This is a genomic window from Halarcobacter anaerophilus (assembly GCF_006459125.1).
Taxonomy (GTDB): Bacteria; Campylobacterota; Campylobacteria; order Campylobacterales; family Arcobacteraceae; genus Halarcobacter; species Halarcobacter anaerophilus.
This window is the reverse complement of the sequence record NZ_CP041070.1, coordinates 2,028,490-2,054,782: the sequence shown is the minus strand read 5'-3', so window position 1 is coordinate 2,054,782 and position 26,293 is coordinate 2,028,490. Positions and strand designations below refer to the sequence as shown.

General features: G+C 28.7%; 25 protein-coding genes and 2 pseudogenes. 26 read left to right on the top strand and 1 reads right to left on the bottom strand.

Translation table 11 applies throughout. The annotated features are described in order from the left end of the window. Positions 1 to 2 precede the first annotated feature (2 nt). The 18 genes and pseudogenes from AANAER_RS10215 (at position 3) to AANAER_RS10135 (ending at position 17,118) form a co-directional block, all read left to right on the top strand. Positions 3 to 833 (top strand): aldo/keto reductase, encoded by an 831-nt coding sequence (locus AANAER_RS10215; RefSeq protein WP_206732529.1) that lies wholly within the window; start codon positions 3 to 5, stop codon positions 831 to 833. Positions 834 to 837: 4 nt separating this feature from the next. Then, positions 838 to 1,791 (top strand): annotated as a pseudogene (locus AANAER_RS15215) (Coenzyme F420 hydrogenase/dehydrogenase, beta subunit C-terminal domain); the annotation flags it as partial. A 690-nt stretch (positions 1,792 to 2,481) separates the two neighbouring features. After that, positions 2,482 to 2,631 (top strand): annotated as a pseudogene (locus AANAER_RS15210) (DapH/DapD/GlmU-related protein); the annotation flags it as partial. Between the two features lie 28 nt (positions 2,632 to 2,659). Continuing rightward, a complete protein-coding gene (locus AANAER_RS10205) occupies positions 2,660 to 3,775 on the top strand; it encodes a polysaccharide pyruvyl transferase family protein (RefSeq protein ID WP_129081123.1) in 1,116 nt (371 codons plus the stop codon). A gap of 8 nt (positions 3,776 to 3,783) precedes the next feature. Beyond that, on the top strand, positions 3,784 to 4,587 hold the full coding sequence (locus AANAER_RS10200) for a glycosyltransferase family 25 protein (RefSeq protein ID WP_164969313.1): 804 nt from the start codon (positions 3,784 to 3,786) through the stop codon (positions 4,585 to 4,587). Positions 4,588 to 4,747: 160 nt separating this feature from the next. Beyond that, positions 4,748 to 5,980, top strand: a complete 1,233-nt coding sequence (locus AANAER_RS10195) for an O-antigen ligase family protein (protein WP_129081121.1) — start codon at positions 4,748 to 4,750, stop codon at positions 5,978 to 5,980. After that, positions 5,981 to 7,366 (top strand): D-glucuronyl C5-epimerase family protein, encoded by a 1,386-nt coding sequence (locus AANAER_RS10190; RefSeq protein ID WP_129081120.1) that lies wholly within the window; start codon positions 5,981 to 5,983, stop codon positions 7,364 to 7,366. Next, on the top strand, positions 7,367 to 8,458 hold the full coding sequence (locus AANAER_RS10185; RefSeq protein ID WP_129081119.1) for a glycosyltransferase family 4 protein: 1,092 nt from the start codon (positions 7,367 to 7,369) through the stop codon (positions 8,456 to 8,458). Between the two features lie 9 nt (positions 8,459 to 8,467). After that, a complete protein-coding gene (locus AANAER_RS10180; RefSeq protein WP_129081118.1) occupies positions 8,468 to 9,406 on the top strand; it encodes an AAC(3) family N-acetyltransferase in 939 nt (312 codons plus the stop codon). Continuing rightward, positions 9,403 to 10,401 carry a polysaccharide deacetylase family protein gene (locus AANAER_RS10175; protein WP_129081117.1) on the top strand — a complete coding sequence of 333 codons (999 nt, stop codon included), beginning with the start codon at positions 9,403 to 9,405 and terminating at the stop codon, positions 10,399 to 10,401. The genes AANAER_RS10180 and AANAER_RS10175 overlap by 4 nt, the downstream gene beginning before the upstream one ends. After that, the gene (locus AANAER_RS10170) at positions 10,391 to 11,131 is read left to right on the top strand and encodes a WecB/TagA/CpsF family glycosyltransferase (protein ID WP_129081116.1); all 741 of its coding nucleotides are present in this window, start codon (positions 10,391 to 10,393) and stop codon (positions 11,129 to 11,131) included. Before AANAER_RS10175 ends, AANAER_RS10170 begins: the two co-directional genes overlap by 11 nt. Before the next feature lie 79 nt (positions 11,132 to 11,210). After that, complete coding sequence (locus AANAER_RS10165) at positions 11,211 to 12,548, top strand: sugar transferase (protein ID WP_129081115.1); 1,338 nt, start codon at positions 11,211 to 11,213, stop codon at positions 12,546 to 12,548. 101 nt (positions 12,549 to 12,649) lie between these two features. Then, a complete protein-coding gene (rfaD, locus tag AANAER_RS10160; RefSeq protein ID WP_129081114.1) occupies positions 12,650 to 13,660 on the top strand; it encodes an ADP-glyceromanno-heptose 6-epimerase in 1,011 nt (336 codons plus the stop codon). Positions 13,661 to 13,726: 66 nt separating this feature from the next. After that, positions 13,727 to 13,981, top strand: a complete 255-nt coding sequence (locus AANAER_RS10155) for a type II toxin-antitoxin system prevent-host-death family antitoxin (protein ID WP_129081113.1) — start codon at positions 13,727 to 13,729, stop codon at positions 13,979 to 13,981. Then, positions 13,971 to 14,270 (top strand): type II toxin-antitoxin system RelE family toxin, encoded by a 300-nt coding sequence (locus AANAER_RS10150; protein ID WP_129081112.1) that lies wholly within the window; start codon positions 13,971 to 13,973, stop codon positions 14,268 to 14,270. Before AANAER_RS10155 ends, AANAER_RS10150 begins: the two co-directional genes overlap by 11 nt. Next, positions 14,257 to 15,681 carry a D-glycero-beta-D-manno-heptose-7-phosphate kinase gene (gene rfaE1, locus AANAER_RS10145; RefSeq protein ID WP_129081111.1) on the top strand — a complete coding sequence of 475 codons (1,425 nt, stop codon included), beginning with the start codon at positions 14,257 to 14,259 and terminating at the stop codon, positions 15,679 to 15,681. The genes AANAER_RS10150 and rfaE1 overlap by 14 nt, the downstream gene beginning before the upstream one ends. Continuing rightward, entirely contained in the window at positions 15,682 to 16,248 is a 567-nt protein-coding gene (gene gmhA / locus AANAER_RS10140) for a D-sedoheptulose 7-phosphate isomerase (RefSeq protein ID WP_129081110.1), read from the top strand. A gap of 6 nt (positions 16,249 to 16,254) precedes the next feature. After that, positions 16,255 to 17,118, top strand: coding sequence for a glycosyltransferase (locus AANAER_RS10135; protein WP_044418077.1), 864 nt, complete (start codon positions 16,255 to 16,257; stop codon positions 17,116 to 17,118). Here AANAER_RS10135 and AANAER_RS10130 read toward each other — a convergent pair. Continuing rightward, a complete protein-coding gene (locus AANAER_RS10130; RefSeq protein ID WP_267898124.1) occupies positions 17,115 to 17,936 on the bottom strand; it encodes a DNA ligase in 822 nt (273 codons plus the stop codon). The genes AANAER_RS10135 and AANAER_RS10130 overlap by 4 nt on opposite strands. A gap of 132 nt (positions 17,937 to 18,068) precedes the next feature. On the opposite strand from AANAER_RS10130, the gene rpmB reads away from it, so the two are divergent. The 8 genes from rpmB to hemE all read left to right on the top strand — a co-directional run bounded on the left by rpmB (position 18,069) and on the right by hemE (position 26,241). Further along, on the top strand, positions 18,069 to 18,257 hold the full coding sequence (gene rpmB / locus AANAER_RS10125; RefSeq protein WP_044418079.1) for a 50S ribosomal protein L28: 189 nt from the start codon (positions 18,069 to 18,071) through the stop codon (positions 18,255 to 18,257). Between the two features lie 27 nt (positions 18,258 to 18,284). Beyond that, positions 18,285 to 19,406: a potassium channel family protein gene (locus AANAER_RS10120; protein WP_044418081.1), complete on the top strand. Its 1,122-nt coding sequence runs from the start codon at positions 18,285 to 18,287 to the stop codon at positions 19,404 to 19,406. Positions 19,407 to 19,420: 14 nt separating this feature from the next. Beyond that, positions 19,421 to 20,602 carry a bifunctional glutamate N-acetyltransferase/amino-acid acetyltransferase ArgJ gene (argJ, locus tag AANAER_RS10115; protein ID WP_129081108.1) on the top strand — a complete coding sequence of 394 codons (1,182 nt, stop codon included), beginning with the start codon at positions 19,421 to 19,423 and terminating at the stop codon, positions 20,600 to 20,602. Between the two features lie 64 nt (positions 20,603 to 20,666). Continuing rightward, entirely contained in the window at positions 20,667 to 20,888 is a 222-nt protein-coding gene (locus AANAER_RS10110) for a YdcH family protein (RefSeq protein ID WP_044418084.1), read from the top strand. 135 nt (positions 20,889 to 21,023) lie between these two features. Then, positions 21,024 to 23,642 (top strand): DNA gyrase subunit A, encoded by a 2,619-nt coding sequence (gyrA, locus tag AANAER_RS10105; RefSeq protein WP_129081107.1) that lies wholly within the window; start codon positions 21,024 to 21,026, stop codon positions 23,640 to 23,642. Further along, on the top strand, positions 23,642 to 24,679 hold the full coding sequence (locus tag AANAER_RS10100; RefSeq protein ID WP_129081106.1) for an aspartate-semialdehyde dehydrogenase: 1,038 nt from the start codon (positions 23,642 to 23,644) through the stop codon (positions 24,677 to 24,679). Before gyrA ends, AANAER_RS10100 begins: the two co-directional genes overlap by 1 nt. Further along, complete coding sequence (locus tag AANAER_RS10095; RefSeq protein WP_179951801.1) at positions 24,679 to 25,191, top strand: YqhA family protein; 513 nt, start codon at positions 24,679 to 24,681, stop codon at positions 25,189 to 25,191. Before AANAER_RS10100 ends, AANAER_RS10095 begins: the two co-directional genes overlap by 1 nt. Before the next feature lie 12 nt (positions 25,192 to 25,203). Further along, complete coding sequence (gene hemE / locus AANAER_RS10090) at positions 25,204 to 26,241, top strand: uroporphyrinogen decarboxylase (RefSeq protein WP_129081105.1); 1,038 nt, start codon at positions 25,204 to 25,206, stop codon at positions 26,239 to 26,241. Positions 26,242 to 26,293: the final 52 nt, after the last annotated feature.

Sequence of the window (26,293 nt, the reverse complement as noted above, 5' to 3'; positions counted from 1 at the left end):
ATTTGGAATTTATTACATTAAATAATGGCCTGAAAATGCCAATGCTAGGACTAGGAACATATCCATTAAATAGATTAAAATTATTAAAAAGTATTTGGATAGCCCAAAATAATGGATATATTAGTATTGATACTAGTCGTTCTTATGGAAATGAGAAATGGATAGGAAGATCATTGAAATTAATAAATTTATTCAATAACCAAAAATTGTTTATCACTACAAAATTAGGAAATTCTGATCAAAGAAAAGGAAATGTTCGAAAAGCATTAAAAGAAAGTATGGATAGACTAGGTGTTAATTATGTAGATTTATATTTAATGCATTGGCCAAATCCTGATACTTATATCGCCTCATGGAAACAGATGGAAGTCCTTTATAAAGAAGGTCTCGTAGGTGCTATTGGTGTTTGTAATTTTCATAAGCATCATTTAGAAAAGCTTCTTAAAGAAGCAGAAATAGTTCCAGCAATTAATCAAATAGAACTTCATCCTTTATTAACACAAGAGCCATTAAGAGATTATTGTAAATCAAAAGGGATCCAAATTGAATCATATTCTCCTGTTGCAAGAATGGATCCTAAATTAATAGAAAATCCACTTTTAGTTAATCTTTCCAAAAAATATAATAAAACGGTTCCACAAATAATATTAAGATGGAATATTGAAAATAAAATAGTTACAATACCAAAATCAGGCACAAAAAATAGAATTATTGAGAATATAGATATATTTGATTTTAAATTAACAAGTGATGAAGTTGAGCAAATAAACAATCTTAATGAAGATTATAGAGTTCGTTATAATCCTGATACTGTAGATTATTATAAAGTTTGATGAAATGATAAACATAACAGATAAAGCACTTTGCAATGGTTGTAATACATGTACTGTTGCATGTCCTATTGATGAGTGCATTACTATGCATCAAGATCAAGAAGGATTTTTATTTCCTCAAGTAAACATGGATACTTGTGTAGATTGTGATAAATGTGAAAAAGTGTGTCCTTATATACCTGAATTTGAAATGAGGAAAAAAGAACCTCAAAGATATGACAAACCTTTAGTTTATGCTTCATATAGTAAAAATCATGAAGTAAGAGTTGATAGTACTTCAGGAGGTATTTTTTCAGAACTAGCTTTTAAAATGTTTGATCAAAATGGTTATGTTGGTGGAGCTGTTTACAATGAAGACTATAGTGTTTCTCATATATTAACAAATGATAGAAATAAGTTAGATGAAATTAGAAGTTCAAAATATATTTTTAGTCTAACAGATCAACTTTTTCCAGAGGTGAAAAAACAACTAAAGGCAGGTGAAAAAGTTCTAGTTTGTGGCGCACCTTGCCAAATAAGTGGTTTATATACTTTTTTGAAAAAAGATTATGAAAATCTAATTACATGTGATTTTATATGTAAATCTGTAAATTCCATAAAAGTATTTCAAAAATATATAGAATGGCTTGAAAATAAATATAAATCCAAAGCAAAAAAAATAAAAGCAAAAGATAAAACAACAGGTTGGCACAAGTTTTCTATGAGAGTTGATTTTGAAAATGGAAAATCATATGTTGCAGATAGATACCATGATCCTTTTTTTGTGGGATATTTACAAACTGAACTTTTTACTATGGAAGCTTGTTATAGTTGCCAATTTAGAGGTTTTCCTAGACCAGCAGATATTACACTTGCGGATTTTTGGGGTATAGAAAATGTAGATAAATCTATGGATCAAGATTTAGGTACTTCTTTGATAATGATAAATTCTGATAAAGGGAAAGAGTATTATGAATCTTTGGGTGATGCTATTGTCTCAAAAGAGTTTACTTTAAAAGAGGCAGAGCCAGGAAATTCTGCAATTTATTATGATACAAAAAAACTTATAAATAGGGAAGAAAGAAAGGCTTTTTATGAAGATTTAGATAAATATCCTTTTGATGAAATAGCCAAAAAATATTTTCCAATGCCTACATTAGAAAATAAAATAAAAAAGAAACTAAAAATGTTGAAAAGTGTTTTTGGTTTGATAAAACAAATTGGTGTATCACCTATAAGTTGGTGGCAAATTTTTTATTATAACTTCTTATCTTCAAAAGTGGGGGAAAAAGGTCAATTAAAATTTATAGTTTTTAGAAATTCGAAAATTCAACTTAATAATAAAGCACAAGTATTATTAAAAAATAAACTAATAATAGGGAAAAAACAAGTAAAATCTTCGAATATAGAAACAAGAATGCTAATAGAAGAAAGGGGAAAACTTGAAATAAATGGAAAATTTTATATATATGCGGGGAGCTATATAAGAGTTATTGAAAATGGGCATTTAGTTTTAAATGGCGGATTTATAAATGAAGGTGTTGAAATAACATGTGCTACAAAAATTATTATTGGGGAAGGTTGTACTATATCAAGAGATGTAGTTATTAGGGATTATGATGGGCATAATATAGAATCACCTGGTTATCAAATAGCTAAACCGATAACTATAGGCAATCATGTATGGATAGGAAATCGTGCAATGATATTAAAGGGAGTAACTATTGGAAATGGAGCTATTATTGCAGCTGGTTCAATAGTAACAAAGGATGTTCCCGCTGGTAGTATTGTAGCTGGAATACCAGCAAAAGTTATAAAAAAAGATGTGAAATGGAAGGTATAGAAATATGAAAATAGCTATTTTGACAATGACTTTTAATAATAATTATGGAGGATATTTACAGGCATATGCTTTAATGCAAATATTAAAAAAACTTGGGCATGAACCTAAACTCCTTTTTGTCCAACCCAAAAACAATGATTGTATAACTTTTTTAAAAAAATATTTTAAGAAGTTTATTCTTTCTTATATTACAACTAAATGGAAGAACGAAAGGTATAAACAAATAATTGAAAAAAATACTAAATATTTTTCAGAAAATTATATAGTTCCTAAAACAGAACCAATATATTCAGTTAGTGATTTTAAAAAATATAAAAATCAATTTGATGCTTACATTGTAGGTAGCGATCAAGTTTGGCGTCCAACAATGTATAAATATATAAATCAAGCATTTTTAGATTTTGTTGAGAATCCAAAAGCTATTTTACTTTCGTATGCTGCCTCTTTTGGTCTAGAAAAATGGGAATATACAAATGAGCAAACTAAAAAATTTAAAAAAGATATATCAAAATTTAAATCAATTTCTGTTAGAGAAGATAGTGGTGTAATTCTTTGTAAAGAAAATTTTGAAGTGAAAGCCTTACATGTACTTGATCCAACTATGCTTTTAGAAATAGAAGATTATAGAAAAATTGTTAAGCAAGAAAATGAGCCTAATTTTAAAGGAGGATTATTATCTTATTTTTTAGATAACGATGAAGAAAAACAGTATCTTGAAAATATTGTAGCTTCTAAATTTGGTTTAAAGTCATATAATGTAAATGTAAAATCAAATAAGTCGAATGCGAAACTTGAAGAGCAAATTTATCCTACGGTGACTTCATGGATAAAAGGCTTTGATGATGCAAAATATGTAGTAACAGATTCTTTTCATGGATGTGTATTTTCAATTTTATTTAATAAACCATTTTTAGTTTATGGTAATAAAAAAAGAGGAATGGCAAGATTTAATTCTTTACTTAAAATGTTTGAATTGGAAGATAGGCTAGTTTTAAAGAGTGAAGATATAAATGAAAAAATAATTCAAGAAAATATTAATTGGGTGAAAGTGAATAAAATACTTGATAATTATAAAAATATATCAAAAAATTTTTTAATTGATAATTTGAAGTTAGGATGAAATATATAATGGATGATGATTTATTAGGGATATATTACATATCATTAAAAAAAGATGAACAAAGAAGAGAAAAAATGTTAAATTTTTTTCCTCAAGAATTTACTAAAATGAACTATGTTGAGGCAATATATGGCAAAAATTTAATGACACAAGAGTATTATTCAAAATTAATTAAATTTTTTGAAAACACAGGTAAATTGATTACTCCTAGTGAATTAGGTTGTTTAATGAGTCACGAGAAGGCTTTGAATACTTTTATCTATTCTGATTATAAGTATGCATTAATTCTCGAAGATGACATTCTAGGTAGTGATGCTGATATTCAAAAAATAAGAGATTTTACGAAAAAGTATGTAGGGAAGAATTTTTTCTTTCATTGTGGGGGAATGGATGGAAGAAAGTCAATTCAATATATATTGGGGCATGAAGTTAATAATAAAGGTTTATATTTATTAACCTCTTTTTCAATAAAACATTTATGGAGAGCATGCTGCTATGCAATTGATAAACAAACAGCAATAAGTTTACTAGAATTATATAAAAAAAATATTGCTGTAGCAGATGAATGGAATAAAATTTTACCGCAATTAAATACGAAGGTTTATGCAGCTAATATTTTACATCACCCTATAGAACTTAGAGATAGTAACATAGAGTGTGATAGAAAATTAAAGAATACTAAAATCAATTTAATCAATTTTATAAGAAAGGTATTTGTCAAATTGATTAATATGTCAAATAAATATTTTTATGAATTTTTAGGTTATAAAAATATTTATAATAGAAATAGAAAGAATAAAAAATTTGGATAAATTAATTTTAGGGGTTTATATTTTTTAATGTGAAAACATTTATCAAATAAAAAAGTGGTAGAAACAATTTATTTTTTATTGTTTCAAGATAAAGGTTATATAAATAATGAAATTATAAATATAAATGGTGGAAAGTTTGAAAGGATGAAATCTCTTTAGAATGGTAAAAAAAAATCAAATTTTAAATTATCTTGAAAAATTATTAATTATACTATTTTCATATTTTATATTAATAGATATGATAAATGGCTATCTAATAAGAAACAATTATTTATCAATATCTCTACTATTAAAAAGTTTTATTTTAATTTTGACTATTTTTTATTTAGTGAATTTTAAAGAGATGTTAAATAAAGTTTTAATTATATTAGGAATAATTTTATTTTATTTTGTTATTCATTTCTTTATTTTGGAAGATGTAATACTCGGAATCAAAGGTTTAGATTGGTTAATAAAATTTTTTTCAATCGTTATATTTTATTTATTTTTTTCAATACTAATAAAACAAAACAAATTTAATTTAGTTATCAAAATAGCAAAATATTCTTTTATATTTTTATTAATAAACTTTTTATTTGGTTTTTTAGATTTTGGTTACCCTATGTATGGACATGGTGATGCTTCAATAGGAACTAGAGGGTTAATATATGCAGGAAATGAGATAGGTGCAGCTATCATCATAAGTGGTGCAATCTTACAAATGTATTTTATAGAGAAAAAAGAGTATCTTTATTTTTTGATTATTGGCGTTTTGATGATGGGAATGGGAGCATTATTAACATCTAAAGTATCAATATTAGCCTCTATTTTGATAACTTTTGTTTTCCCTTTTATTAAAGCCTTGGAAAGAATAAAAAATCTAAAAATAAATAAAAAAGATTTTATTTTTAGTGTTATTATTTTTTTATTCCTTCCTTTAATAGCATTATTAACTATGTATTATGCTTTATTTGTATCTAACTTATTTGATAGATTATCATATGCATATGGGAAATTGGATTTAATTACAATAATATTTAGCCATCGTAATATTTGGGCAGAAGAAGCAATAAATATTTTTTTTGATAAATACAATATAATGCAAAATTTTTTTGGTAGCAGCCAATCATGGTTTATATTTATTTCTGAAAATAAAATGGTTGAGATAGATATTATTGATTTTCTAATGTCATATGGTATTTTTGGGGTATTAATTATAATATCTTTTTTATTTTGGTTATTTTATAAAAATATTTTTAATAAAAATAATAAATATGCAAAATATCTCATATTTATGATACTTTTATTGATTGCCATTAGTTCTACAGCTGGACATATCCTAACCTCTGGTACAGCTGGATTTCTAATAGCAATTTTATTTTCAATGATAAATTTAAGAGAAGGAAAAGTTTAAATGAAAAAAATATTTATTTTATTTTTTATCCTAGTATTAGGAATAGTTATATATTATTACTCAAAATTCAATTATCCTAAACCTTATGCTTTAGTAAATAGCAATGTTGCAAAATATGCAAAACAAAATGAAGATTCTAAAGGTATACCATTATTGAAATTTAAAGGCAGAAATATATATTATCCAATAAATATTTCACAAGTTGCTTTACATTATTATAAAAATTATTATGAAACAAACAATGAAAATAGTAAAAAATATTTTTTAAAACTTGCACAATGGCATCTAAATAATTTTACTGATAATGGAAAATGGGGGGGATGGTATTGTGAAGATAATCTTAGAGAGAGTTCTTATAACTTGCCATCTAGATGGATCAGTGCGATGTCTCAAGGATTTGGCTTATCTGTTATGATAGAAGCTTATGGATTAACGAAAAATAAAAGATATTTAGATATTGCAAAAAAAGTTTTAAATTCATTTGAAATAAGTACTGTTGATGGTGGAATTTCAAGTAATTGGGGAAATAATATTTGGTTTGAAGAATATCCAACAACTCCTCAAAAACATGTTTTAAATGGATTTATTTTTGCTTTGGCTGGACTTTATGACTACTATAAATACACAAAAAATGAAAAAGCAAAGATTTTATTTGAGGATGGTATTACGGCATTAAAAGAACATATTTCATCTTTCGATGCTGGATTTAATTCCTATTATAGTATGTCTGAAAATGTCAAACTTCATACTATAGCATCAGCAACAGGATGGAAATATCATCACCTCCATATTGCACAGTTATTATGGGTATATACAGTAACAGGAGATGAATATTTTAAGTCTTACGCGCATAAATTCCTTCAGCAAGATTTTGGAGATACTTTGAATTATGGTTTACAAAAAAGAATAAAAAATATTAAAGCAACAAATACAATAGAACCTAAAAATTACGGTACGGATAACTTGGATGATTCTATTTGGACTTATGGAAAATACTGGAGTACATATAAATTCCCAACTAAATTAAAGGTGTCCTTTAATAGATTTGTACGAAAATTAAATGGGTTTACCATCGTAACTACAGGGGCAGATTTAGATTATGAGAATATGGATTTATATGCAGTTTTAGCAGATAATGAAAAAATAAAATTAAACTTCAAATTATTAGATAAGCAAATACATAAAACAAGGCATCACATTGCAAATGTTCAACGATTTGGAATTTCGACATTAGCTTTAAAAAATAAAAATATAAATAGTGTAATAATAAATTTTAAATCATACAAACATGGAAAAGTATTAGCAATAAGAGAGCTTAATTTTTATTATGATATGAATCATGAAATTAATATTTTATCAAATATTTTAAACTATAAAAGTGAATAAATGAAAATTTTACTTATAAGTAATATGTATCCATCTAAAACATATCCATCATATGGTGTTTTTATTAAAAATACAAAAGAACTTTTAGAAAAACAAAATGTAGAATTTGTAGCACAAAGTAGTATATATGGAAGAACAGAAAATAAGTTTAAAAAAATCATTAACTATATCAGATTGTACCTTTCATTTTTTTGCAACGTGATATTTAAAAAATTCGATGTTGCATATATTCATTTTTTTGGATTTTATTCTGTTCCTATGATATATTTATTAAGGTTATTAAATAAGAAAATAGTAGTAAATATTCATGGTACTGACTTATTAGGCATATCTACTTTTACATTCAAATTACAAAAAAAAGTTTTAAATAAAATAGATTTAGTTATAATCCCATCAAAGTATTTTAAAAACAAATTAATAAATAAATTTCCTAATATATCTGAAGATAAAATTTATATATATCCATCAGGGGGCATAAATACAAAAATTTTCTACCCTCAAAATAAGAAAAGTTTAAGAAAAAAACATAATTTAAAAGAACTATTTACAATAGGTTATGTCTCTCATATTAATAATAATAAAGGATGGCATGAATTTTTGCAAGCAACTGAAAAATTTAAAAAAGAAATTGATAAAGATATACAAATTATAATTGTAGGAACAGGACAACATGAAAAACAATTTGAGCAAGAACTGTCCACACTAACAGTAAAAGAAAATATTAAAAGATATAAAAAGCTTACTCAAATTGAACTTTCAGAAGTTTTTAATTTACTTGATTTATATATCTTCCCCACAAAAAGAGAAGATGAAAGTTTAGGTCTTGTAGGACTGGAAGCTATGTCATGTGGTGTACCTGTCATTGGTTCAAATATAGCAGGAGTACCTTCTTATCTGGAAGATGAGAAAGAAGGATTTTTAGTAAGAGTGGGGGATATAAAAGATATTTATGAAAAAATTTTTAAATATTATAATCTTAATGAAGAAAAAAAAGTTATTATGAAACAAAATGCAATAAAAAAAGCAAATCAATATGAAGCAAATAATGTGTCTAGATTATTAAAAGAAAAATTTGAAAAAATTATGAAGTAGTATAATTATATGAGAATATTAGTTAAACAAATAAAACAGTATTTACCAAATTTTTTAAAGAAAAAAATAGATGATAAAGTAGAAAAAAATAAGCTAAGAAAACATCGTGAACGAAAAAAAAGAGTTTTAATTTCACTTAAAGAAGTGGATAATCTATTAAATAAATTTACCTTAAATAGTGATATTATTATTCATTCTTCTACTTCAAATATAGGTAAAATAGAAGGTGGGACAAAAGAACTTACGAATTTAATAATCTCTAAGATAGATTTATCCTCTTATACTTTACTTGCTCCCGCTTTGTCTTTTTTAGGTTCCCAAAAAGAATACCTTGAAAATTTAGATAGTTTTAATTTGCAAGAGGCAAAAAATGCAATGGGGAATATATCAAATATGATAATGAAAAAGGATAATTGTAAAAGAAGTTTTCACCCTTCTCATTCTGTAATAGCAATAGGTAAAAATGTAAATTATTACATAAGTGATCATGAAAAAGGTAAAACACCATTTTCTGGCAGTAGTCCATATAGTAAAATTACAAATAATAATGGAAAAATTTTAATGTTTGGTGTAAATCTTAATTCTGTGACAAATTTTCATGTATATGAAGATATGTTAGAAGAATATTTACCCTTTGATGTTTATTTAAAGAATATCTATAAAATTGATTCAGAAAATAATGGTAAAAATCTAGTTATAGAAGTAAAAGCACATAATCCTTTTTTATCTGCAAAAAGAGATTGTGAAAGAGCAAGAAAATACCTTCTCAAAAATGGTTATATAGAATCTTATAAATTAGGAGATTCTGAAATATCATTGTTAGATGCAAAAGGTTTAACTATAACGTTATTGCAAATGCTGTTGAAAGGTGATTCTATATATGGCAAAGTTAAACTTAAGAAAAAACAAAAAGAAAAAGTTAATGAACTTTTGGAAAGATTAAAATGAACATTTTTATTACTTTAGATTATGAACTTTTTTTTGGTTCATATAGTGGAACCCAAGAAAAAAGTATAATATATCCAACAAATAGATTTCTTCAAGTTTTGAATAAATATGGTATCAAGGCATCTTTTTTTGTAGATAGTGGTTATCTTATTAAACTTGATGAATACAGAAAGAAATATAATATTTTGGAAGAAAACTATCAAAATATTGTAACTCAAATAAAAAATTTATCTAATAATGGACATGATATACAACTTCATATACACCCTCATTGGGAAGATAGTTACTTTAATGGTGAAAAATGGATAATAAATACAAAAAGGTACAGACTTCAAGAATTTAATGATAATGAAATTGATAATATCGTATTTAAATACAAAAAAATTTTAACTGATATAACAGGAAATAAAATTTTTACTTATCGTGCTGGTGGTTGGTGTATTCAGCCTTTTCTTAATATTGGAAAAGCTTTAAAAAAACATAATATTTGGTTGGATTGTACGGTCTTTAATAATGGTAAAAATAATAGTAATACGCATTATTTTGATTTTTCAAATATGCCCAAAAAAGATATATGGAAATTCGATGAAAATCCTTTAAAAGAAGATAAAACGGGATATTTCACGGAAATACCAATAAGTAGTTACAAAGTTTCTCCTTTATTTTTTTGGAAACTTGCATTTTATAAGAAATTTGGAGGAAGTTTTCATAAATCTTTTGGTGACGGCAACGCCGTAGGAGGGTCAAAATTAGATAAATTAAGGATGTTAATTAAGCGGACAGATAGTGTAGTTTCTTTAGATGGATATAAAATATCATATTTGCAATCAGCTCTTTTTGATTTTAAAAAAAATATTGATAATAAAAATTTTGTGATAATTGGACATCCTAAAGCTATGACAGAGTATTCATTGAAGAAATTAGAAGAATTTATCAAAAAAAACAAAGATAGTAATTTTACAACATTTAAGAGAGAGTTTTTTAATGAAAAATAGAATAAATATATTTAATTGTCCTATAGATACATATACTATGGATGAAACAGTTAATATGATAGATGAATCAATACAAAATAAAACACATCTTCATCATGTAGTTGTAAATGCTGCAAAATTAGTACATATGCAAAAAGACAAAGAACTATATGATTCAGTAGTTAATAGTGATATTATAAATCCAGATGGACAAGCTGTCGTTTGGGCTAGTAAGTTTTTAGGTCAACCGCTTAAAGAAAGAGTTGCAGGTATTGACCTTATGGAAAATCTTGTAAAATTATCCCATGAAAAAGGATATAAGGTTTTTTTCTTTGGAGCAAAAGAAGAGATAGTAAAAGGTGTGGTTGATAGATATACAGAAGAATATTCTAAAGATATTATCGCTGGATATCGAAATGGCTATTTTAAAAAAGATGAAGAAGAAAGTATAGCCAACGAAATAGCTTCAAGTGAAGCAGATATCCTTTTTGTTGCTATTAGTTCACCTACAAAAGAAATTTTTTTAAATAAATATAAAGATATTATAAATACGCCTTTTATCATGGGTGTAGGTGGAAGTTTTGATGTAGTTGCTGGAAAAGTTACAAGAGCTCCTTTATGGATGCAAAAAGCCGGTTTAGAATGGTTTTATAGATTTTTGCAAGAGCCAAGGAGAATGTGGAAAAGATATTTAGTGACAAATAGTTTATTTATCTGGTATATGCTAAAAGAGAAAATAAGTATTAAGTAGTACCTGTATTTTAGTCAATAATCTTAAGTAATATAATTGTATAATATATCTTAAAATTTATGATAATTAAAGAGTTTTGATGATGAAAAATAGATGGGCTGTAGCAAATAGTATATATATAATTGTTCTTTTTTTAAGTGATTTATTTGTAATGTTTTTATCCTTAAAACTGGCATTTTATATAAGAGTAAATTTCTTTGCAGATTTTTTCCCTACTTTAAATACTTCTGCTCACAAATATTATTGGATACTTTTTTTGACTTCTATTATTTTTTTGTTTGAAAAAATATATTTTACAAGATATGATTTTTGGAGTGATACAAAAAGAATTTTCAAAGGTTTGTTTATATCCTTTGTATTTGTATTTACAGTTATAACTTTAACAAAAATGTCGCAAGAGTATTCACGAGCTTTTATTATTATCTTTTATTTACTAGCTATTTTTTTAATTCCTACATCAAAAAGAATCTTAAAAAGAATATTATTCAAATTTAATTTTTTTAGAATAAATGTAAAAGTTGTAGGAAACTCAGATTTAGTGGATGAGCTTGAAAATGAACTAAAAGATAACTGGTATTTTGGTTATAATCTTTGTAAAAAAAAGTTTAAAATGGTGATTCTTATTTCTAAGAATTTAGAAGTAGAACAGTTTAAGCGTCTTATTAAAATTTATTCAAAAAAAACAAGAAATGTATATATTATTCCATATGTTTATCATCTTGACTTTACCCATGCTGATATTGTTGATTATTTTAATGTTAGATTATCTACTATACATCTTGAAAATAGACTTTTAAGTTATAAAAACATTTTTATCAAAGTTTTTTTTGAAAAAATATTAGTTTTATGTATTTTGCCTTTTGGACTTATGCTACATCTTTTTATGATTATATTGATAAAAAAAGATTCAGAAGGAAAAGTTCTTTTCAAACAAAAAAGATTAGGACTAAAGGGAGAAAAGTTTAGTTGTTATAAATATAGAACTATGTATGAAAATGGAGATGAAATATTAAAAGAGTATTTATCCAAACATCCAAATGAAGTTGAATATTACGAAAAATATCATAAGTATCAAAATGACCCAAGAATTACAAAAATAGGAAAGATATTAAGAGCTACATCTTTGGATGAATTTCCTCAATTCTTCAATGTTTTAAGGGGAGATATGAACTTAATGGGACCCAGACCATATATGATTAGTGAAAAAGAGAAAATAGGAAAATACAATCAAGATATTATTTTAGACGTAAAACCTGGGATTACTGGACTTTGGCAAGTAAGTGGAAGAAATAATTTAACTTTTGATGAAAGAGTTCAACTTGATAAATGGTATATTAATAACTGGTCTTTATGGATGGATTTTGTAATTTTTATGAAAACAATTCATGTAGTCTTTTCAAAAATTGGTGCAAAATAATATTTTAATATAAAATGAAATAAATCAAAAAAGTACTCATCCAAACTCTAATTAAAATTTTGTTAAAATAAAACCTTTTAAAAAATAAGTGAGTAAATATTATGAAATATATAGATATAGATTTTAACAATAAAAATATTTTGATTACAGGTGCGGCAGGATTTATAGGTTCAAATCTTTGTTTTTATTTTCAGGAAAACTATCCTGAAGCAAATATCGTGGCTCTTGACTGTTTTAGAAGCGGTGAGACTTTTTCAAACGGAAACTTAAAAAGCTTTGGTCACTTTAAAAATCTTTTGGGGTTTAAAGGTGTGGTTATAAGTGGAAATATAAACGACAAAGAACTTTTAAAAGAGTTAGAGAGTTCTTATACTTTTGATTATATTTTCCATCAAGCAGCTATTTCCGATACTACTGTTTTAGAACAAGATTTAATGGTAAAAACAAACGTAAATGCTTATGAAGATTTACTGAAAATTGCTATTAAACACAAAGCAAATATGATATATGCAAGCAGCGGTGCAACTTACGGAGACAGTGACAGATTTGAAGTAGGATTTGAACAACCAAACAACGCTTACGGTTTTTCAAAAGTAATGATGGATAATATAACTTATAAATATTTAAAAGACGGTGTAGATATCTCTATTGTGGGTCTTAAATATTTTAACGTATACGGTCCAAGAGAGTTTTTCAAAAATAAAACCGCTTCTATGGTAGTACAATTCGGACATCAAATTCTAAAAGGCAATACTCCAAAACTTTTTGAAGGTAGTGATAAGATTTTAAGAGATTTTATCTATATTGAAGATGTAATCCAAGCAAATATCAAAGCTTGCTCCCCTAAAAAAAGTGGTGTTTACAATGTAGGAACGGGAAAAGCTAGAAGTTTTGAAGATATAGTAAATATTCTACAAAAAGAGCTTAGTCTTGACAATGGAAAACAATACATCCCAAATCCATATATAGGAGCTTATCAGTTCTTCACTCAAGCAAATATAGAGACTACAAAAGAGAATCTGGAGTATGAACCGAGATTTTCAATGGAAGATGGAATTAAAGCTTATATTCCTGAGATAAAAAGATTATTTGAAACAGAAGTAAAAAAGTAGTTTGACAAAAGAGACTTTAAAAAGTATAATATTAAGTATTAAATAAAGTACTAAAAAAGGAAAAATATGCAAGCTATTCTTTCAAACTATACAGCAAGTATAACAGAGCTTAAAAAATCACCGAGTCAACTTTTAAAAGATGCAGGTGATGAGGCTGTAGCTATTTTAAATCATAATGTTCCAAGTGCTTATCTGGTTCCAAGTGAACTTTATGAAAAAATGATGGACATCATAGATGATTATTATTTAGCCCAAGAAGTTGAAAAAAGGTTAAAATATAAAAAAGAAGATTTAATTGAAGTAAATATTGATGACTTATAAATTAAAATTTACAAAAGAGTCTTTAAAAGATTGGAATAAATTAGATTCAACAGTAAAAGAACAGTTTAAAAAAAACTTAAAGCAAAGACTTGAAAATCCAAAAGTTCCAAAAGATAAATTAAGCGGCTATGAAAATGTATATAAAATCAAGTTACGAAGTGCAGGATATAGACTTGCTTATGAAGTAAAAGATAAAGAAATAGTTATTTTAGTATTGAGTGTAGGCAAAAGAGAAAATAATAGTATATATGAAAATTTGAAGAAAAGAAAAGAAAATGATAAAAGTTGAAAAGATACCAAATATTTTAGTAATTGGTGATTTGATGATAGATGAATATCTTTGGGGGAATTGTGAAAGAATCTCTCCTGAAGCTCCTGTTCAAATTGTAGATATAAAAAAAGAGACAACACTACTTGGCGGAGCAGGAAATGTTATAAGCAATTTAGTCTCTCTTGGAGCTCATGTTGAAGTTTTATCCGTAATAGGAGATGATGAAGTAGGTCTTTTGGTTAAATCTATGCTTACAAAGCAAGGAGTAAAAGCTTCATTGATAGAGCAAAAAGGACGAAAAACTTCAAGAAAAACAAGACTTATGGCTTCTCATTCACAAGTTGTAAGATATGACAAAGAGAGTAAAAACAATATCTCAGTTGATAGTGTAAAAGCTTTATATGAAAAGTTTCAAGAGAAAATAAACAGTTATGATATAGTTCTTTTATCTGACTACAACAAAGGTGTTCTTACCAATGAACTTCTTGATAAAGTTATTACTTATGCAAATAAAAACAGTAAAAAAGTTTTGGTAGATCCAAAAGGCAATGACTTTACGAAATATAAAGGTGCCTATCTTCTAACACCAAATAAAAAAGAGGCTGAATTAGCTTCAAATATAAAAATAGAAAATGATACTGATTTAAAAGAGGCTCTGATAAAACTTAAAGAAGAAGTATCTTTGGAAGTTTCAGTTATAACTCTTAGTGAACACGGAATTGCAATTCTAGAAGAAGATAAAGTAACGGTTAAACCGACTGTTGCAAGAGAAGTTTATGACGTAACAGGTGCAGGTGATACGGTTTTGGCTTCTTTGGGTTTTGCTCTGTCTTTGGGATATGGAATAAATACAGCAGTTGAATTTGCAAATTTAGCAGCAGGTATCGTTGTGGGAAAAATAGGAAGTGCCACGGCAACAATCGATGAGATAGAAGAGTATAGAGCAAGTCTTCATAAAAGTTCTATTGAACTTCATATCAAAAACTTTGAAGATATAGAAAAGCTCTCAAAAAGATTAAAAAAACAGAATAAAAAAATAGTCTTCACAAACGGTTGTTTTGATATTCTGCATAAAGGTCATGTAAGCTATTTGAATACCGCAAAATCTTTTGGAGATGTACTTATTTTAGGTTTAAATTCCGATCAAAGCGTAAAAAGATTAAAAGGTGAAGACAGACCTATAAATACACAAGATGACAGAGCATTTATTTTATCAGCTTTGGAGTGTGTAGATTTTGTAGTAATATTTGATGAAGATACGCCTTATGAACTTATAAAACTTGTTGAACCTGATATCTTGGTAAAAGGTGCAGATTATGAAGGAAAAGAAGTGGTCGGTTCAGATATAGCAAAACAGACAAAGTTAGTAACTTTTGTAGATGGAAAAAGTACTACAAAAACAATTGAAAAAATACAAAAGGTGAAATAATTGAATAATACAATACAAAAAGAGTTTTTAGGACATTTGGAAACTATCCAAAAAGTGATTGAAACTATGGAAGAGCCTTTACAAAAAGCTGCGAATTTAGCAGTTGAAACTTTAAAAAATGGAAATAAAGTTATACTTTTTGGAAACGGCGGAAGTGCAGCAGATGCGCAACATATAGCTGCTGAGCTAACAGGAAGATATAAAACTGAAAGAAGAGGTTTACCAGGACTCGCTCTTACTACGGATACTTCGGCTCTTACTGCTATTGGGAATGATTACGGATATGACAGAGTTTTTGACAGACAAGTAGAATCTTTGGCTCAAAAAGGTGATTTACTTATCGGGATTTCTACATCGGGTAATTCAAAAAATGTTATAAACGCTTTTAAAGTCGGACAAGAAATAGGTTGTAAAATAGTCGGATTTAGCGGAAGAGACGGTGGAGCGATGAATGAATATTGCGATATAAATTTAGTTGTTCCCTCAAATGACACACCAAGAATTCAAGAGATGCATATACTTTTTGGGCATACAATTTGCCAGATAATAGATAATGAGTTAAGTTAATCTTATATGCATACGATAAATTTCAAAGCAAAAACAAAATTAATAGAGCAGTTACTAAAACAGGAAGATATCTCTTTAGTAAAAAAAAGCTCTATGATTGATAAAATCTTGCTAAAGAAAAAGCAGTACGCTTCAATCTACTTTCACACGGGAAACTTTGATAAAGAAGCTGTTGAAAATATAAAAAATGCAAAAAAAGTAATAGTAAATTCAAAAAGATTAAAAAAAGAGATTTTAAGTAAATTTAATCTTGATGAAAACAGAGTAGATGTTATCTATCCTTTTGTCGATATAGAGTATAAAAAGCCCAAAGAGCTTAAAAAAGAGTTTTGTCAAAAGTTTGAAATAGAGCCTAAGAAAAAAATCATTTTTTTCACAGGAAGAAATTTAAAAGCTTCGGGTGTAATTGAGTTTATAAATACAATAATGCAACTTTCAACTGAAAATTTTATCTCTATCATTGCAGGAGATAAAAAACAGATTACAAGTTTAAAATTTCAGCTTACAAAGTTTAAATTAGAGGATAAACTACTGCTTTTGGAAGATTATAAAAACAAAGAGGAACTCTTTTTAGTCTCAGATATCTTTTTTCTTCCGACACACAACAAAAGCTTTGCTACAAATGTTCTTAAAGCAATGTTTTGTAAAAATGTAGTTTTTACTACTGCTAATAATGATTCAAAAGAGTTAATAGATGTCTTTTCTACAATGGAATCTCCAAGTGACAGAAGTATGCAGTTTAAACTTGAAGCGATTTTGCAAAATAAAGATGATATGAAACTAATAAAAAAAGAGAATAGAAAAAAAGCAAAAGAGTTTACTTTAGAAAAACAGTTAGAAAAGGTAAATGCTGTTTTAGAGACTATCTAATCTTTTCTAATATGTAAAAAAGAGGCAAATTTAGGTTTGCCGTTTTTTGTAAATCCAAAATATTTAAAAGTAACTATATCTCCTATTTTAGGCGGATTTTTCCTTTGTTTGTTGGTAAATCCGGTTCCTAGATTAAAAATTGTTCCATTTTCCGGTTTTATTTGCAGGCTTTTTAAAACTTTTGTTTTTTCTGAGATATTTATTTTTATAACTTCACCTTCCATATCCAAAGCTTTTTTTACTTTTAAAAAAGAGGAACTTCTTCCAGTATGATAATCTTTTTTGGGATCTTTTAAGATTACCCCTTCTCCTTTTTTCGATAAAATTTCTTCTAAAAATTTATCTAGATTTTTTTTGTTTTTTACTCTTTTTTGTTTTACTATTTTTATATATCTGTTTGGATGTTCTTTTAACCAGTTCTCAAGCTTTTTTAATCTTTCAATAAAGTCTCCTTTAGTCTCTGGAACTTCAAAAATATTATAAGTAATCTCTTCCCACTTTATTGAAGGATATTTATCCATTACTATACTTTGGATATGTTCAAAGTCGTCTCTTTTTGTCCAAAGTTCTCCGTCAAGTTTAAAAGGCGGAAAATCTTTTATAAACCATTTAGGAGCATAAAGTTTTTTGCCTTTTCTGCTTTTTAACTCTTTGCCGTCCCAATATCCTCTTATACCGTCAAGTTTTTCACTCATTAACCAAGAATCAATTTTTTCATTTCCTTGGTAAACTTCAGGCTTTTGAAGTTCTACTGCAAAAGATAAAATAGATAAAAAAAGTAGTATAATTATTCTCATAAAAATCCTTTTGAGATAAATAATCTTAAATATTATTATATAAAAGATAAAGATAGCTTATTTTGAAAAAAAGCTTAAAATTAACTTTTTTTTAAGAAACAGAAGGTATAATACGCGAATATTTTTCACTATAAAAATTTGAAGGAAACTAAAATGTCAAGAAGATGTGCAATTTCAGGAAAAGGACCTATGGTTGGGAACAACGTAAGTCACGCGAAAAACAGAAAAAAAAGAAGATTTTTACCAAACCTAAGAACTGTTAGAGTTACATTAGAAGATGGTACTACTCAAAGAATCAAAATTTCTGCAAAAGAGTTAAGAACTCTTAAAAAACACTCATAAGAGAGCACTTTAGTGTAAAGTGCTTTCATGAGCATCTTTAGAAGAATAAAAAAAGCCCTAGGATGGGAATTTCGTTCAGCAAAGCCTGAATATGACTTAAATCCGGTAATCTACGCTCAATTAAAACCTTTTAGAGTACCTTTAGTTCTTGTACAAGTCGTAATGATGATAGGAACTCTGGGTTATATATTAATTGATGATTTTCCAATATTAGACGCAATCTACCAAACAGGTATAACCTTTACTACAGTCGGTTTTGGAGAAGTTGCTCCAATCTCACCTGCCGGAAGATTTTTTACCATTACACTTATTATTTTTGGATTTGCCTTATTTACTCTTTCTACGGCAATCTTGATTGATGCCGTTATTAAAGGTAGATTATTTGAACTTTATAAGGAAAGAAATATGCTTTATAAAATTGCAAGACTTAGAAAACACTTTGTGCTTTTCTATCATAATGAGTATACTGCCCAGCTTGCTAGACAGTTTAATCAAAATCACGTTCCTTTTGTAGTTGTTGACCCAAGTGAAGATATAGAACAAATTGCAAAAGAGTGCAATTATCCCTATTTTGTAAGAGAAGAGCCTTTTAAAGAGACCTCTTTTTTAAAATCACACTTAAGTTCGGCAAAAGGTGCTATAACCTTATCAAAAAATATTTCAAACAATATTACGCTTATAGCTTCTGTTAGATTATATGAAAAAGAGCTTGGAAGAAATCCTTTTTTGATTATTGCAAATGCAGAGAGTCAAAATGAAAAACTAAGGCTGAAAAAACTCGGTGCGGATAAAGTTGTTGCAACTCCGTCACTTATGGCAAAAAGAGTTTCTGCAATGGCTATCAGACCTGATATGGAAAATGTATTAGAAGAGTTTTTATATAAGCCTGATACTCCGATTGATATGCAAGAAGCATTGATAAGTGAAGAGTCATGGGCTGTTAATAAAGAGTTAAAAGAGCTAAAATTAAGAGACAGATTCAAAGTTTCGGTTATTGGAATTACGGAAAAAAGAGGTAGATTTATTCAAATGCCAAAAGGTAATGCAGTCATTACTCCTGGTTGTAAACTTCTTTTAGTCGGTAATCAAAGAGGACTAAGAAGAGCCAGAAGAACTGTTTTATTGAAAAACAAGCCAAAAGATTTTTAAGGATTATATATATTATGTTTACAATTTTACCTATTAAAGGATATTTAGACAAAATTGACGGTTTTTTTTGTGACGGTATAAGCGCAGGTTTAAAACCAAACGGAAAACTTGATTTGGGATTTATCTATAGTGACACTCTTTGTGAGACGGAAGCTATTTTTACACTTAACAAATTTCAAGCAGCACCTTTAAAACATTATCAAAGATATGAAAAAGGTTTTAAAACAAATTTCGTACTTATTAATTCAAAAAATGCAAACGCCTTAACGGGTGAAAAAGGAATTGAAGATATTAATACAATATTTTCATCACTAAATTTTGATTTAACAAATCCTCTTATGAGTTCAACTGGAGTTATAGGAAATCCACTTCCCGTTGAAAAGATAGTTGCAGGAGCAAATAGTTTTGATCTAAGCTCTAAAAACGGTGAAAATTTAAGCCAAGCAATTATGACAACAGATGCTTACTCTAAGACTTCGCTATATGAAGTAAAACTTGAAGACGGAAGTTCTTTTAAAATAGGTTCTGTTGCCAAAGGTGCCGGAATGATAAACCCGAATCTTGCGACTATGCTTTGTTTTATCTGTACTGATGCCGCAGTTCCAAAAGAGGATATGAGAGAGTTACTTGAACAAAACAGTCATACGACCTTTAATGCTATTTCAGTAGACGGAGATACCTCTACAAACGACACGGTTTTACTTTTAGCGAATAAAAAATCAAATGCTTACGACAAAGAGGCTTTTAAAGAGGCTTTAAGACTTGTAATGCATGATATGGCTATGTTAATAGTAGCAGACGGTGAAGGTGCAAAAAAAGCAGTTGCTTTTGAAGTAATAAATGCAGCAGATGACAAAGAAGCAGAAATTGCGGCAAAAGCTTTATCAAATTCACTTTTGGTAAAAACAGCACTTTTCGGAGAAGATCCAAATTTCGGGAGAATTGCTTCGACAATTGGAGCTAGCAGAGTTACTTGCGATGAAACAAAACTTGTAATCTCTTATAATGATGTAGTAGTCTTTAACAAAGGCGAAATCTATTTTGATGCCGCACAAGAAGAGAAAGCCGCAAAAGTGCTTAAAAATGATAAATATAAAGTTATATGTGATTTGGGAGCAGGGGAAGGAAAATTTACTGCATACGGCTGTGATTTAGGCTATAAATATGTAGAAATAAATGCCGATTACAGAACCTAGAATATTTCAAATTAAGCCTTGTATTGTTATAATTTTTTAATATCAAGAAAGAGAGGACAATACAATGTTTCATGAAGATAGAGATGTTATTGCACAATTAAAACAAGACGACGCACGTTTTGCAAAAGTTTTTGAAAGACACAACGCTTTAGATGAAGAGATTGCTTCTTTGGCAAAAGATCTTGGTGATCAGTTTGAAATAGAGAGTAAGAAAAAAGAGAAATTAAAACTTAAAGATGAAATATATAATATGATTATTAAGTATAAAAAAGATAATAATCTATAAAAAATCATATATTCAAAAGGGATAAAAGCAATTTTGCTTTTATCCCTTTTTTTTTGCTTAAAATCCTCTTACTAAGCCTTATACTAAGCCACATTTAGATAAAATATCTAAATTTTACAATAAAGGCGTTTTTTTATGGAAAACCTTTTCGAAAATCAAGATATTATAAATATAAATATAGAAGACAGTATTAAAGCTTCGTATTTAGATTATTCAATGAGTGTAATTATAGGTAGAGCGTTACCTGATGCAAAAGATGGTTTAAAACCTGTACACAGAAGAATTTTATATGCTATGCATGACTTAAATATGAGTGCAAGAGCCCCTTATAAAAAATCTGCAAGGATTGTAGGGGATGTAATCGGTAAGTATCACCCGCACGGGGATAGTTCTGTTTATGATGCACTTGTAAGAATGGCACAAAACTTCTCTATGAGAGCACCTCTAGTTGACGGACAAGGAAACTTCGGGTCAATAGACGGTGATAATGCTGCTGCTATGAGATATACAGAAGCAAGAATGACAAGAATTTCTGAAGATGTTTTAAGAGATATTGATAAAGATACAGTTAACTTTGTACCGAATTACGACGATACTTTAAAAGAACCGGATATTTTGCCGACTAGAGTTCCTACTCTTCTTTTAAACGGAAGTGAAGGTATCGCCGTTGGTATGGCTACAAAAATTCCTCCTCATAATTTAGGAGAACTTATAGATGCCGTTTTACATATGGTTGATAATCCAACTGCGACAGCTGATGAGTTAATGGAGTTTATTCAAGGACCTGATTTCCCTACAGGAGGAACAATCTTTGGAAGAAGAGGTATTATTGATGCTTATAATACAGGTCGTGGAAGAGTTAAGATAAGAGCTAAACACCATATCGAAACAAAAGGTAAAAAAGAGATTATCGTACTTGACGAGTTACCGTATCAGGTAAATAAATCAAGACTTATAGAACAAATTGCGAATTTGGCAAAAGATAAACAAATCGAGGGTATTTCAGAAGTTAGAGATGAATCTGACAGAGAAGGTATCAGAGTTGTAATTGAGCTTAAAAAAGATGCAATGGGTGAAATCGTATTAAACAACCTTTATAAATCAACACCTATGGAGACAACATTCGGGATTATTCTTTTAGCCGTTTACAATAAAGAACCTAAAGTATTTAATCTACCTGATCTTTTAAATGTATTTGTTTCTCACAGAAAAACGGTAATTATCAGAAGAACTATTTTTGATTTGGAAAAAGCAAAAGCCAGAGCACATATTTTAGAAGGTTTAAAAATTGCGGTTGATAACATCGATGAAGTAGTTAAGATTATCAGAAGCTCGGAAAACGATGCCGATGCAAGAGCTAAACTTGAAGAGAGATTCTCTTTATCTCAAATTCAATCTCAAGCAATTTTAGATATGAGACTTGGAAGATTAACAGGTCTTCAAAGAGATAAACTAGAAGCTGAGTACCAAGAGTTATTAACTCTTATTGCAGAACTTGAAGCTATTTTAAAATCTGAAGAAAAACTAAACGATATTATAAAAGAAGAGTTAGTTGAAATAAAAGATAAATATGCGGATGAAAGAAGAACAGAGATAGAAGACTCTTATGATGAGATTGATATCGAAGATTTAATTCCAAATGAGCCTATGGTAGTAACTATTACCCATAACGGATATGTAAAAAGAGTTCCTATTAAATCTTATGAAAAACAGAGACGTGGAGGTAAAGGTAAAGTTGCAGTTACCACTCATGACGATGATTTTATTGAAAAATTCTTCGTATCAAATACCCACGATACTTTGATGTTTATTACGAATATGGGACAACTATATTGGTTGAAAGTTTATAGAATTCCCGAAGGAAGCAGAACGGCAAAAGGTAAAGCCGTAGTTAATTTGATAAATTTAAGACCTGATGAAAAAATTATGGCAATTCTTCCGACTACGGATTTTGATGAACAAAAATCTTTAGCTTTCTTTACGAAAAACGGTGTCGTAAAAAGAACAGCACTAAATGAGTTTAGCAATATAAGAAGTAACGGTGTAAGAGCTATTGTTTTAGATGATGACGATGAAATCGTAACGGCTCAAATTACATTGCCCGAGTCAAAATACTTTATGATATTTACTGCTCTTGGTCAAGTAATTAGATTCTACATTTGGGAAAAGAAAGTAGATGAAGAGGGTAATCCTGTATTAGATAAAGACGGTAAAGAACAATATCTTGGAGTTAAACCGCAAGGTAGAACTACTAGAGGAGTAAGAGGTATTAAGTTTAAATCTAAAGGTGATTATGTAGTAGATGCGGATGTTATTGAAAATGAACAGCAAGAACTTCTAACCGTATCTGAAAAAGGTGTAGGAAAACGTACTGAAGTAGAAGCATATAGATTGACAAATCGTGCAGGGTCAGGTGTTGCTTCTATGAAATTATCAAATAAAACAGGGAAAACTGTTGTAGGTAACGTAATAGTAGATGAAGATCAAGACCTTATGGCTTTAACTTCTATAGGAAAAATGATTAGAGTTGATATGCAGTCAATTAGAAAAGCGGGAAGAAATACCTCGGGCGTAACTATTGTTAATGTAGATAAAAACGATAAAGTAGTATCAATCGCAAAATGTCCTAAAGAAGAGGACGATGAACTTGATATTGAAAATGCAGATACAATGGACGGAATAGATTTACACGAATTTAATTTATTGGATACACCAAGCGAAGAGAATAACAACGAAGAAAAAGGGAATGAATAATGAGAAAATTTAATGTAGCAGTAGTCGGAGCTACAGGAGCTGTCGGAGAAGAGCTTTTTAGAGTAATAAAAGAGTATAATTTTCCTATTAATAATTTAGTACCGTTAGCAAGTTCAAGAAGTGCAGGAAGCAAAGTAGAATATAACGGTAAAGAGATAACCGTATTAGAGCTGACTAAAACTTGTTTTGAAGAAAACGAAGTAGAAATTGCATTTTTTAGTGCAGGAGGAAGCGTATCTGAAGAGTATGCAAAATATGCAGTTGAAGCAGGTGCGGTAGTAATTGACAATACAAGTCATTTTAGAATGGATCCTGATGTTCCTTTGGTAGTACCTGAAGTAAATCCTGAAGATATTGCTTCATGGAAAGAAAGAGGAATCATAGCAAATCCAAACTGCTCTACTATTCAAATGGTTTTATCTCTAAAACCTCTTGATGAATTGTACGGTATCAAAAGAGTTGACGTATCAACATATCAAGCAGTTTCAGGTGCAGGAAAAACAGGAATGGAAGAGCTTGTAAAACAGATGCAGGATTTCTTTGCTTTTAGACTTGATGAGAGTGAGAAAAAAGCATTTGCCCATCAAATTGCTTTAAATGTAATTCCACAAATTGATGTTCCTCAACCAAACGGTTTTACAAAAGAAGAGATGAAAATGGTAAATGAAACTCAAAAAATCTTGCACAAAGAGATTCAAGTAGCTGCAACATGTGTTAGAGTTCCCGTTTTAAGATCTCATTCTGAATCAATCAGTGTTACATTTGATGAAAGTGTTGAGGTAGATGTAAACAAAGTTAGAGAAGTGCTTGAAAAATTTGAAGATGTAGAGGTAATTGATGATCTACAAAACAATGCTTACCCAATGCCTATAATTTCAACTGATACTGATATTACATATGTGGGTAGAATTAGAAGAGATGTATACCAACAAAATATTGTACACTTTTTTAACGTAGCAGACCAAGTAAGAGTAGGAGCTGCAACAAATGCAGTTAGAATAGCTCTTAAATGGATTGAGATGGAGAATGATATCTAATGTTGGAAAAAATATTTGAAAATTCACTTTGGAGTAGTAGATTTATATCAATTTTAGCCGTAATTTTCGGTTTGATTGGTGCAATAATATTGTTTCTTGTGGCAAGTAAGGATATTTTTGATGTTGCTGTTTATGTTTACACTACAATAGTAACAGGTGCTCATCCTGAGAATTTTCATGAAGATATTGTTGCAGATATAATAGGTGCTGTTGATTTGTATTTGATTGCCGTAGTTATGCTGATATTCTCTTTTGGGATATATGAATTGTTTATTTCCAAAATTGATGCAGCGGATAATGTTGAAACAGGCAGTACGATTTTAGCAATTCATTCATTAGATCAGTTAAAAGATAAAATAGCCAAAGTAATAGTTATGGTATTAGTGGTAAACTTTTTTCAAAGAGTAATTCATACGGAGTTTACGACTCCTCTTGAAATGATGTATTTTGCACTATCTATTACTGCATTGGCAGTAGGGCTTTACTTTTTAGGTAAAGTTCAAAAACATTAAAAGGTACAATTTATGTCAAAAATCTTTGTAGACGCATGTTTAAGAAAACCTACGCCTTACACTCCTGTGTGGATGATGAGACAAGCAGGAAGATACCTTCCTGAATATATGGAAGTAAGAAAAAAAGCAGGGGATTTTTTATCTTTATGCCATAATCCCGAACTTGCTTGTGAAGTAACGATTCAACCGCTTGATATAGTAGGTGTAGATGCGGCAATTCTTTTTTCTGATATTCTAGTAATACCAAACGAAATGGGAATGAAACTAGAGTTTGTAAAAGGAGAAGGACCTGTTTTTGAAAAACCGGTTAAAACTGAAGCCGATGTTGACGCACTTTTAGGCGGTGAAGAAGCGGCAGATAGATTAACTTATGTATATGAAACAATAAAACTATTAAAACAAAAACTTCCTGAAGATAGAGCACTTATCGGCTTTACGGGAGCTCCTTGGACACTTGCAACTTATATGATAGAAGGACAAGGAACAAAAACATACAATGTATGTAAAAAGATGATGTATTCAAATCCCGAACTTCTTCATAAAATACTTAGAAAAGTTACGGATGTAGTAAAATTTTATATGGTAAAACAGATTGAAGCAGGAGCTGATGTTGTTCAAATCTTTGACTCTTGGGCAAGTGCAATCGAACCTTCAAAATATGATGAATTTTCTTGGAAATATATGGTTGAAATAGCAGAATATATAAAAGAAAAATATCCTGAAACACCGATTATTATGTTTCCTAAAGGAGTAGCATCTTTTATTGAAAGAGGACTTGTATACGGAAACTTTGATGTATTTGGCGTAGACTGGGGAACTCCTATGGCTCTTGCAAAAGAGAAATTAGGAGACAAATATGTACTTCAAGGAAATATGGAGCCATGCAGATTATACTCAAAAGAGAAAACTACCCAATGTGTAGAAGCTTTACAAAATATTATGCAAGGAGAGGGACATATTTTTAACTTAGGTCATGGAATCTTACCCGATGTACCCGTTGAAAATGCAATCCATTTTGTAAAAGAGTGCCACAGAGTCTCGGCAAAATAATACAAACTTAAAAAGAATAGGAAATTTTTCCTATTCAAACTCTATTTTAAAG

Excerpts from the sequence above, each read along its gene's own strand:
- AANAER_RS10205 (WP_129081123.1), top strand. The coding sequence starts at position 2,660 with ATGAAAATAGCTATTTTGACAATGACTTTTAATAATAATTATGGAGGA.
- AANAER_RS10200 (WP_164969313.1), top strand. The coding sequence starts at position 3,784 with ATGGATGATGATTTATTAGGGATATATTACATATCATTAAAAAAAGAT.
- AANAER_RS10195 (WP_129081121.1), top strand. The coding sequence starts at position 4,748 with ATGGTAAAAAAAAATCAAATTTTAAATTATCTTGAAAAATTATTAATT.
- AANAER_RS10190 (WP_129081120.1), top strand. The coding sequence starts at position 5,981 with ATGAAAAAAATATTTATTTTATTTTTTATCCTAGTATTAGGAATAGTT.
- AANAER_RS10185 (WP_129081119.1), top strand. The coding sequence starts at position 7,367 with ATGAAAATTTTACTTATAAGTAATATGTATCCATCTAAAACATATCCA.
- AANAER_RS10180 (WP_129081118.1), top strand. The coding sequence starts at position 8,468 with ATGAGAATATTAGTTAAACAAATAAAACAGTATTTACCAAATTTTTTA.
- AANAER_RS10175 (WP_129081117.1), top strand. The coding sequence starts at position 9,403 with ATGAACATTTTTATTACTTTAGATTATGAACTTTTTTTTGGTTCATAT.
- AANAER_RS10170 (WP_129081116.1), top strand. The coding sequence starts at position 10,391 with ATGAAAAATAGAATAAATATATTTAATTGTCCTATAGATACATATACT.
- AANAER_RS10165 (WP_129081115.1), top strand. The coding sequence starts at position 11,211 with ATGATGAAAAATAGATGGGCTGTAGCAAATAGTATATATATAATTGTT.
- rfaD (WP_129081114.1), top strand. The coding sequence starts at position 12,650 with ATGAAATATATAGATATAGATTTTAACAATAAAAATATTTTGATTACA.
- AANAER_RS10155 (WP_129081113.1), top strand. The coding sequence starts at position 13,727 with ATGCAAGCTATTCTTTCAAACTATACAGCAAGTATAACAGAGCTTAAA.
- AANAER_RS10150 (WP_129081112.1), top strand. The coding sequence starts at position 13,971 with ATGACTTATAAATTAAAATTTACAAAAGAGTCTTTAAAAGATTGGAAT.
- rfaE1 (WP_129081111.1), top strand. The coding sequence starts at position 14,257 with ATGATAAAAGTTGAAAAGATACCAAATATTTTAGTAATTGGTGATTTG.
- AANAER_RS10135 (WP_044418077.1), top strand. The coding sequence starts at position 16,255 with ATGCATACGATAAATTTCAAAGCAAAAACAAAATTAATAGAGCAGTTA.
- rpmB (WP_044418079.1), top strand. The coding sequence starts at position 18,069 with ATGTCAAGAAGATGTGCAATTTCAGGAAAAGGACCTATGGTTGGGAAC.
- AANAER_RS10120 (WP_044418081.1), top strand. The coding sequence starts at position 18,285 with ATGAGCATCTTTAGAAGAATAAAAAAAGCCCTAGGATGGGAATTTCGT.
- argJ (WP_129081108.1), top strand. The coding sequence starts at position 19,421 with ATGTTTACAATTTTACCTATTAAAGGATATTTAGACAAAATTGACGGT.
- AANAER_RS10110 (WP_044418084.1), top strand. The coding sequence starts at position 20,667 with ATGTTTCATGAAGATAGAGATGTTATTGCACAATTAAAACAAGACGAC.
- gyrA (WP_129081107.1), top strand. The coding sequence starts at position 21,024 with ATGGAAAACCTTTTCGAAAATCAAGATATTATAAATATAAATATAGAA.
- AANAER_RS10100 (WP_129081106.1), top strand. The coding sequence starts at position 23,642 with ATGAGAAAATTTAATGTAGCAGTAGTCGGAGCTACAGGAGCTGTCGGA.
- AANAER_RS10095 (WP_179951801.1), top strand. The coding sequence starts at position 24,679 with ATGTTGGAAAAAATATTTGAAAATTCACTTTGGAGTAGTAGATTTATA.
- hemE (WP_129081105.1), top strand. The coding sequence starts at position 25,204 with ATGTCAAAAATCTTTGTAGACGCATGTTTAAGAAAACCTACGCCTTAC.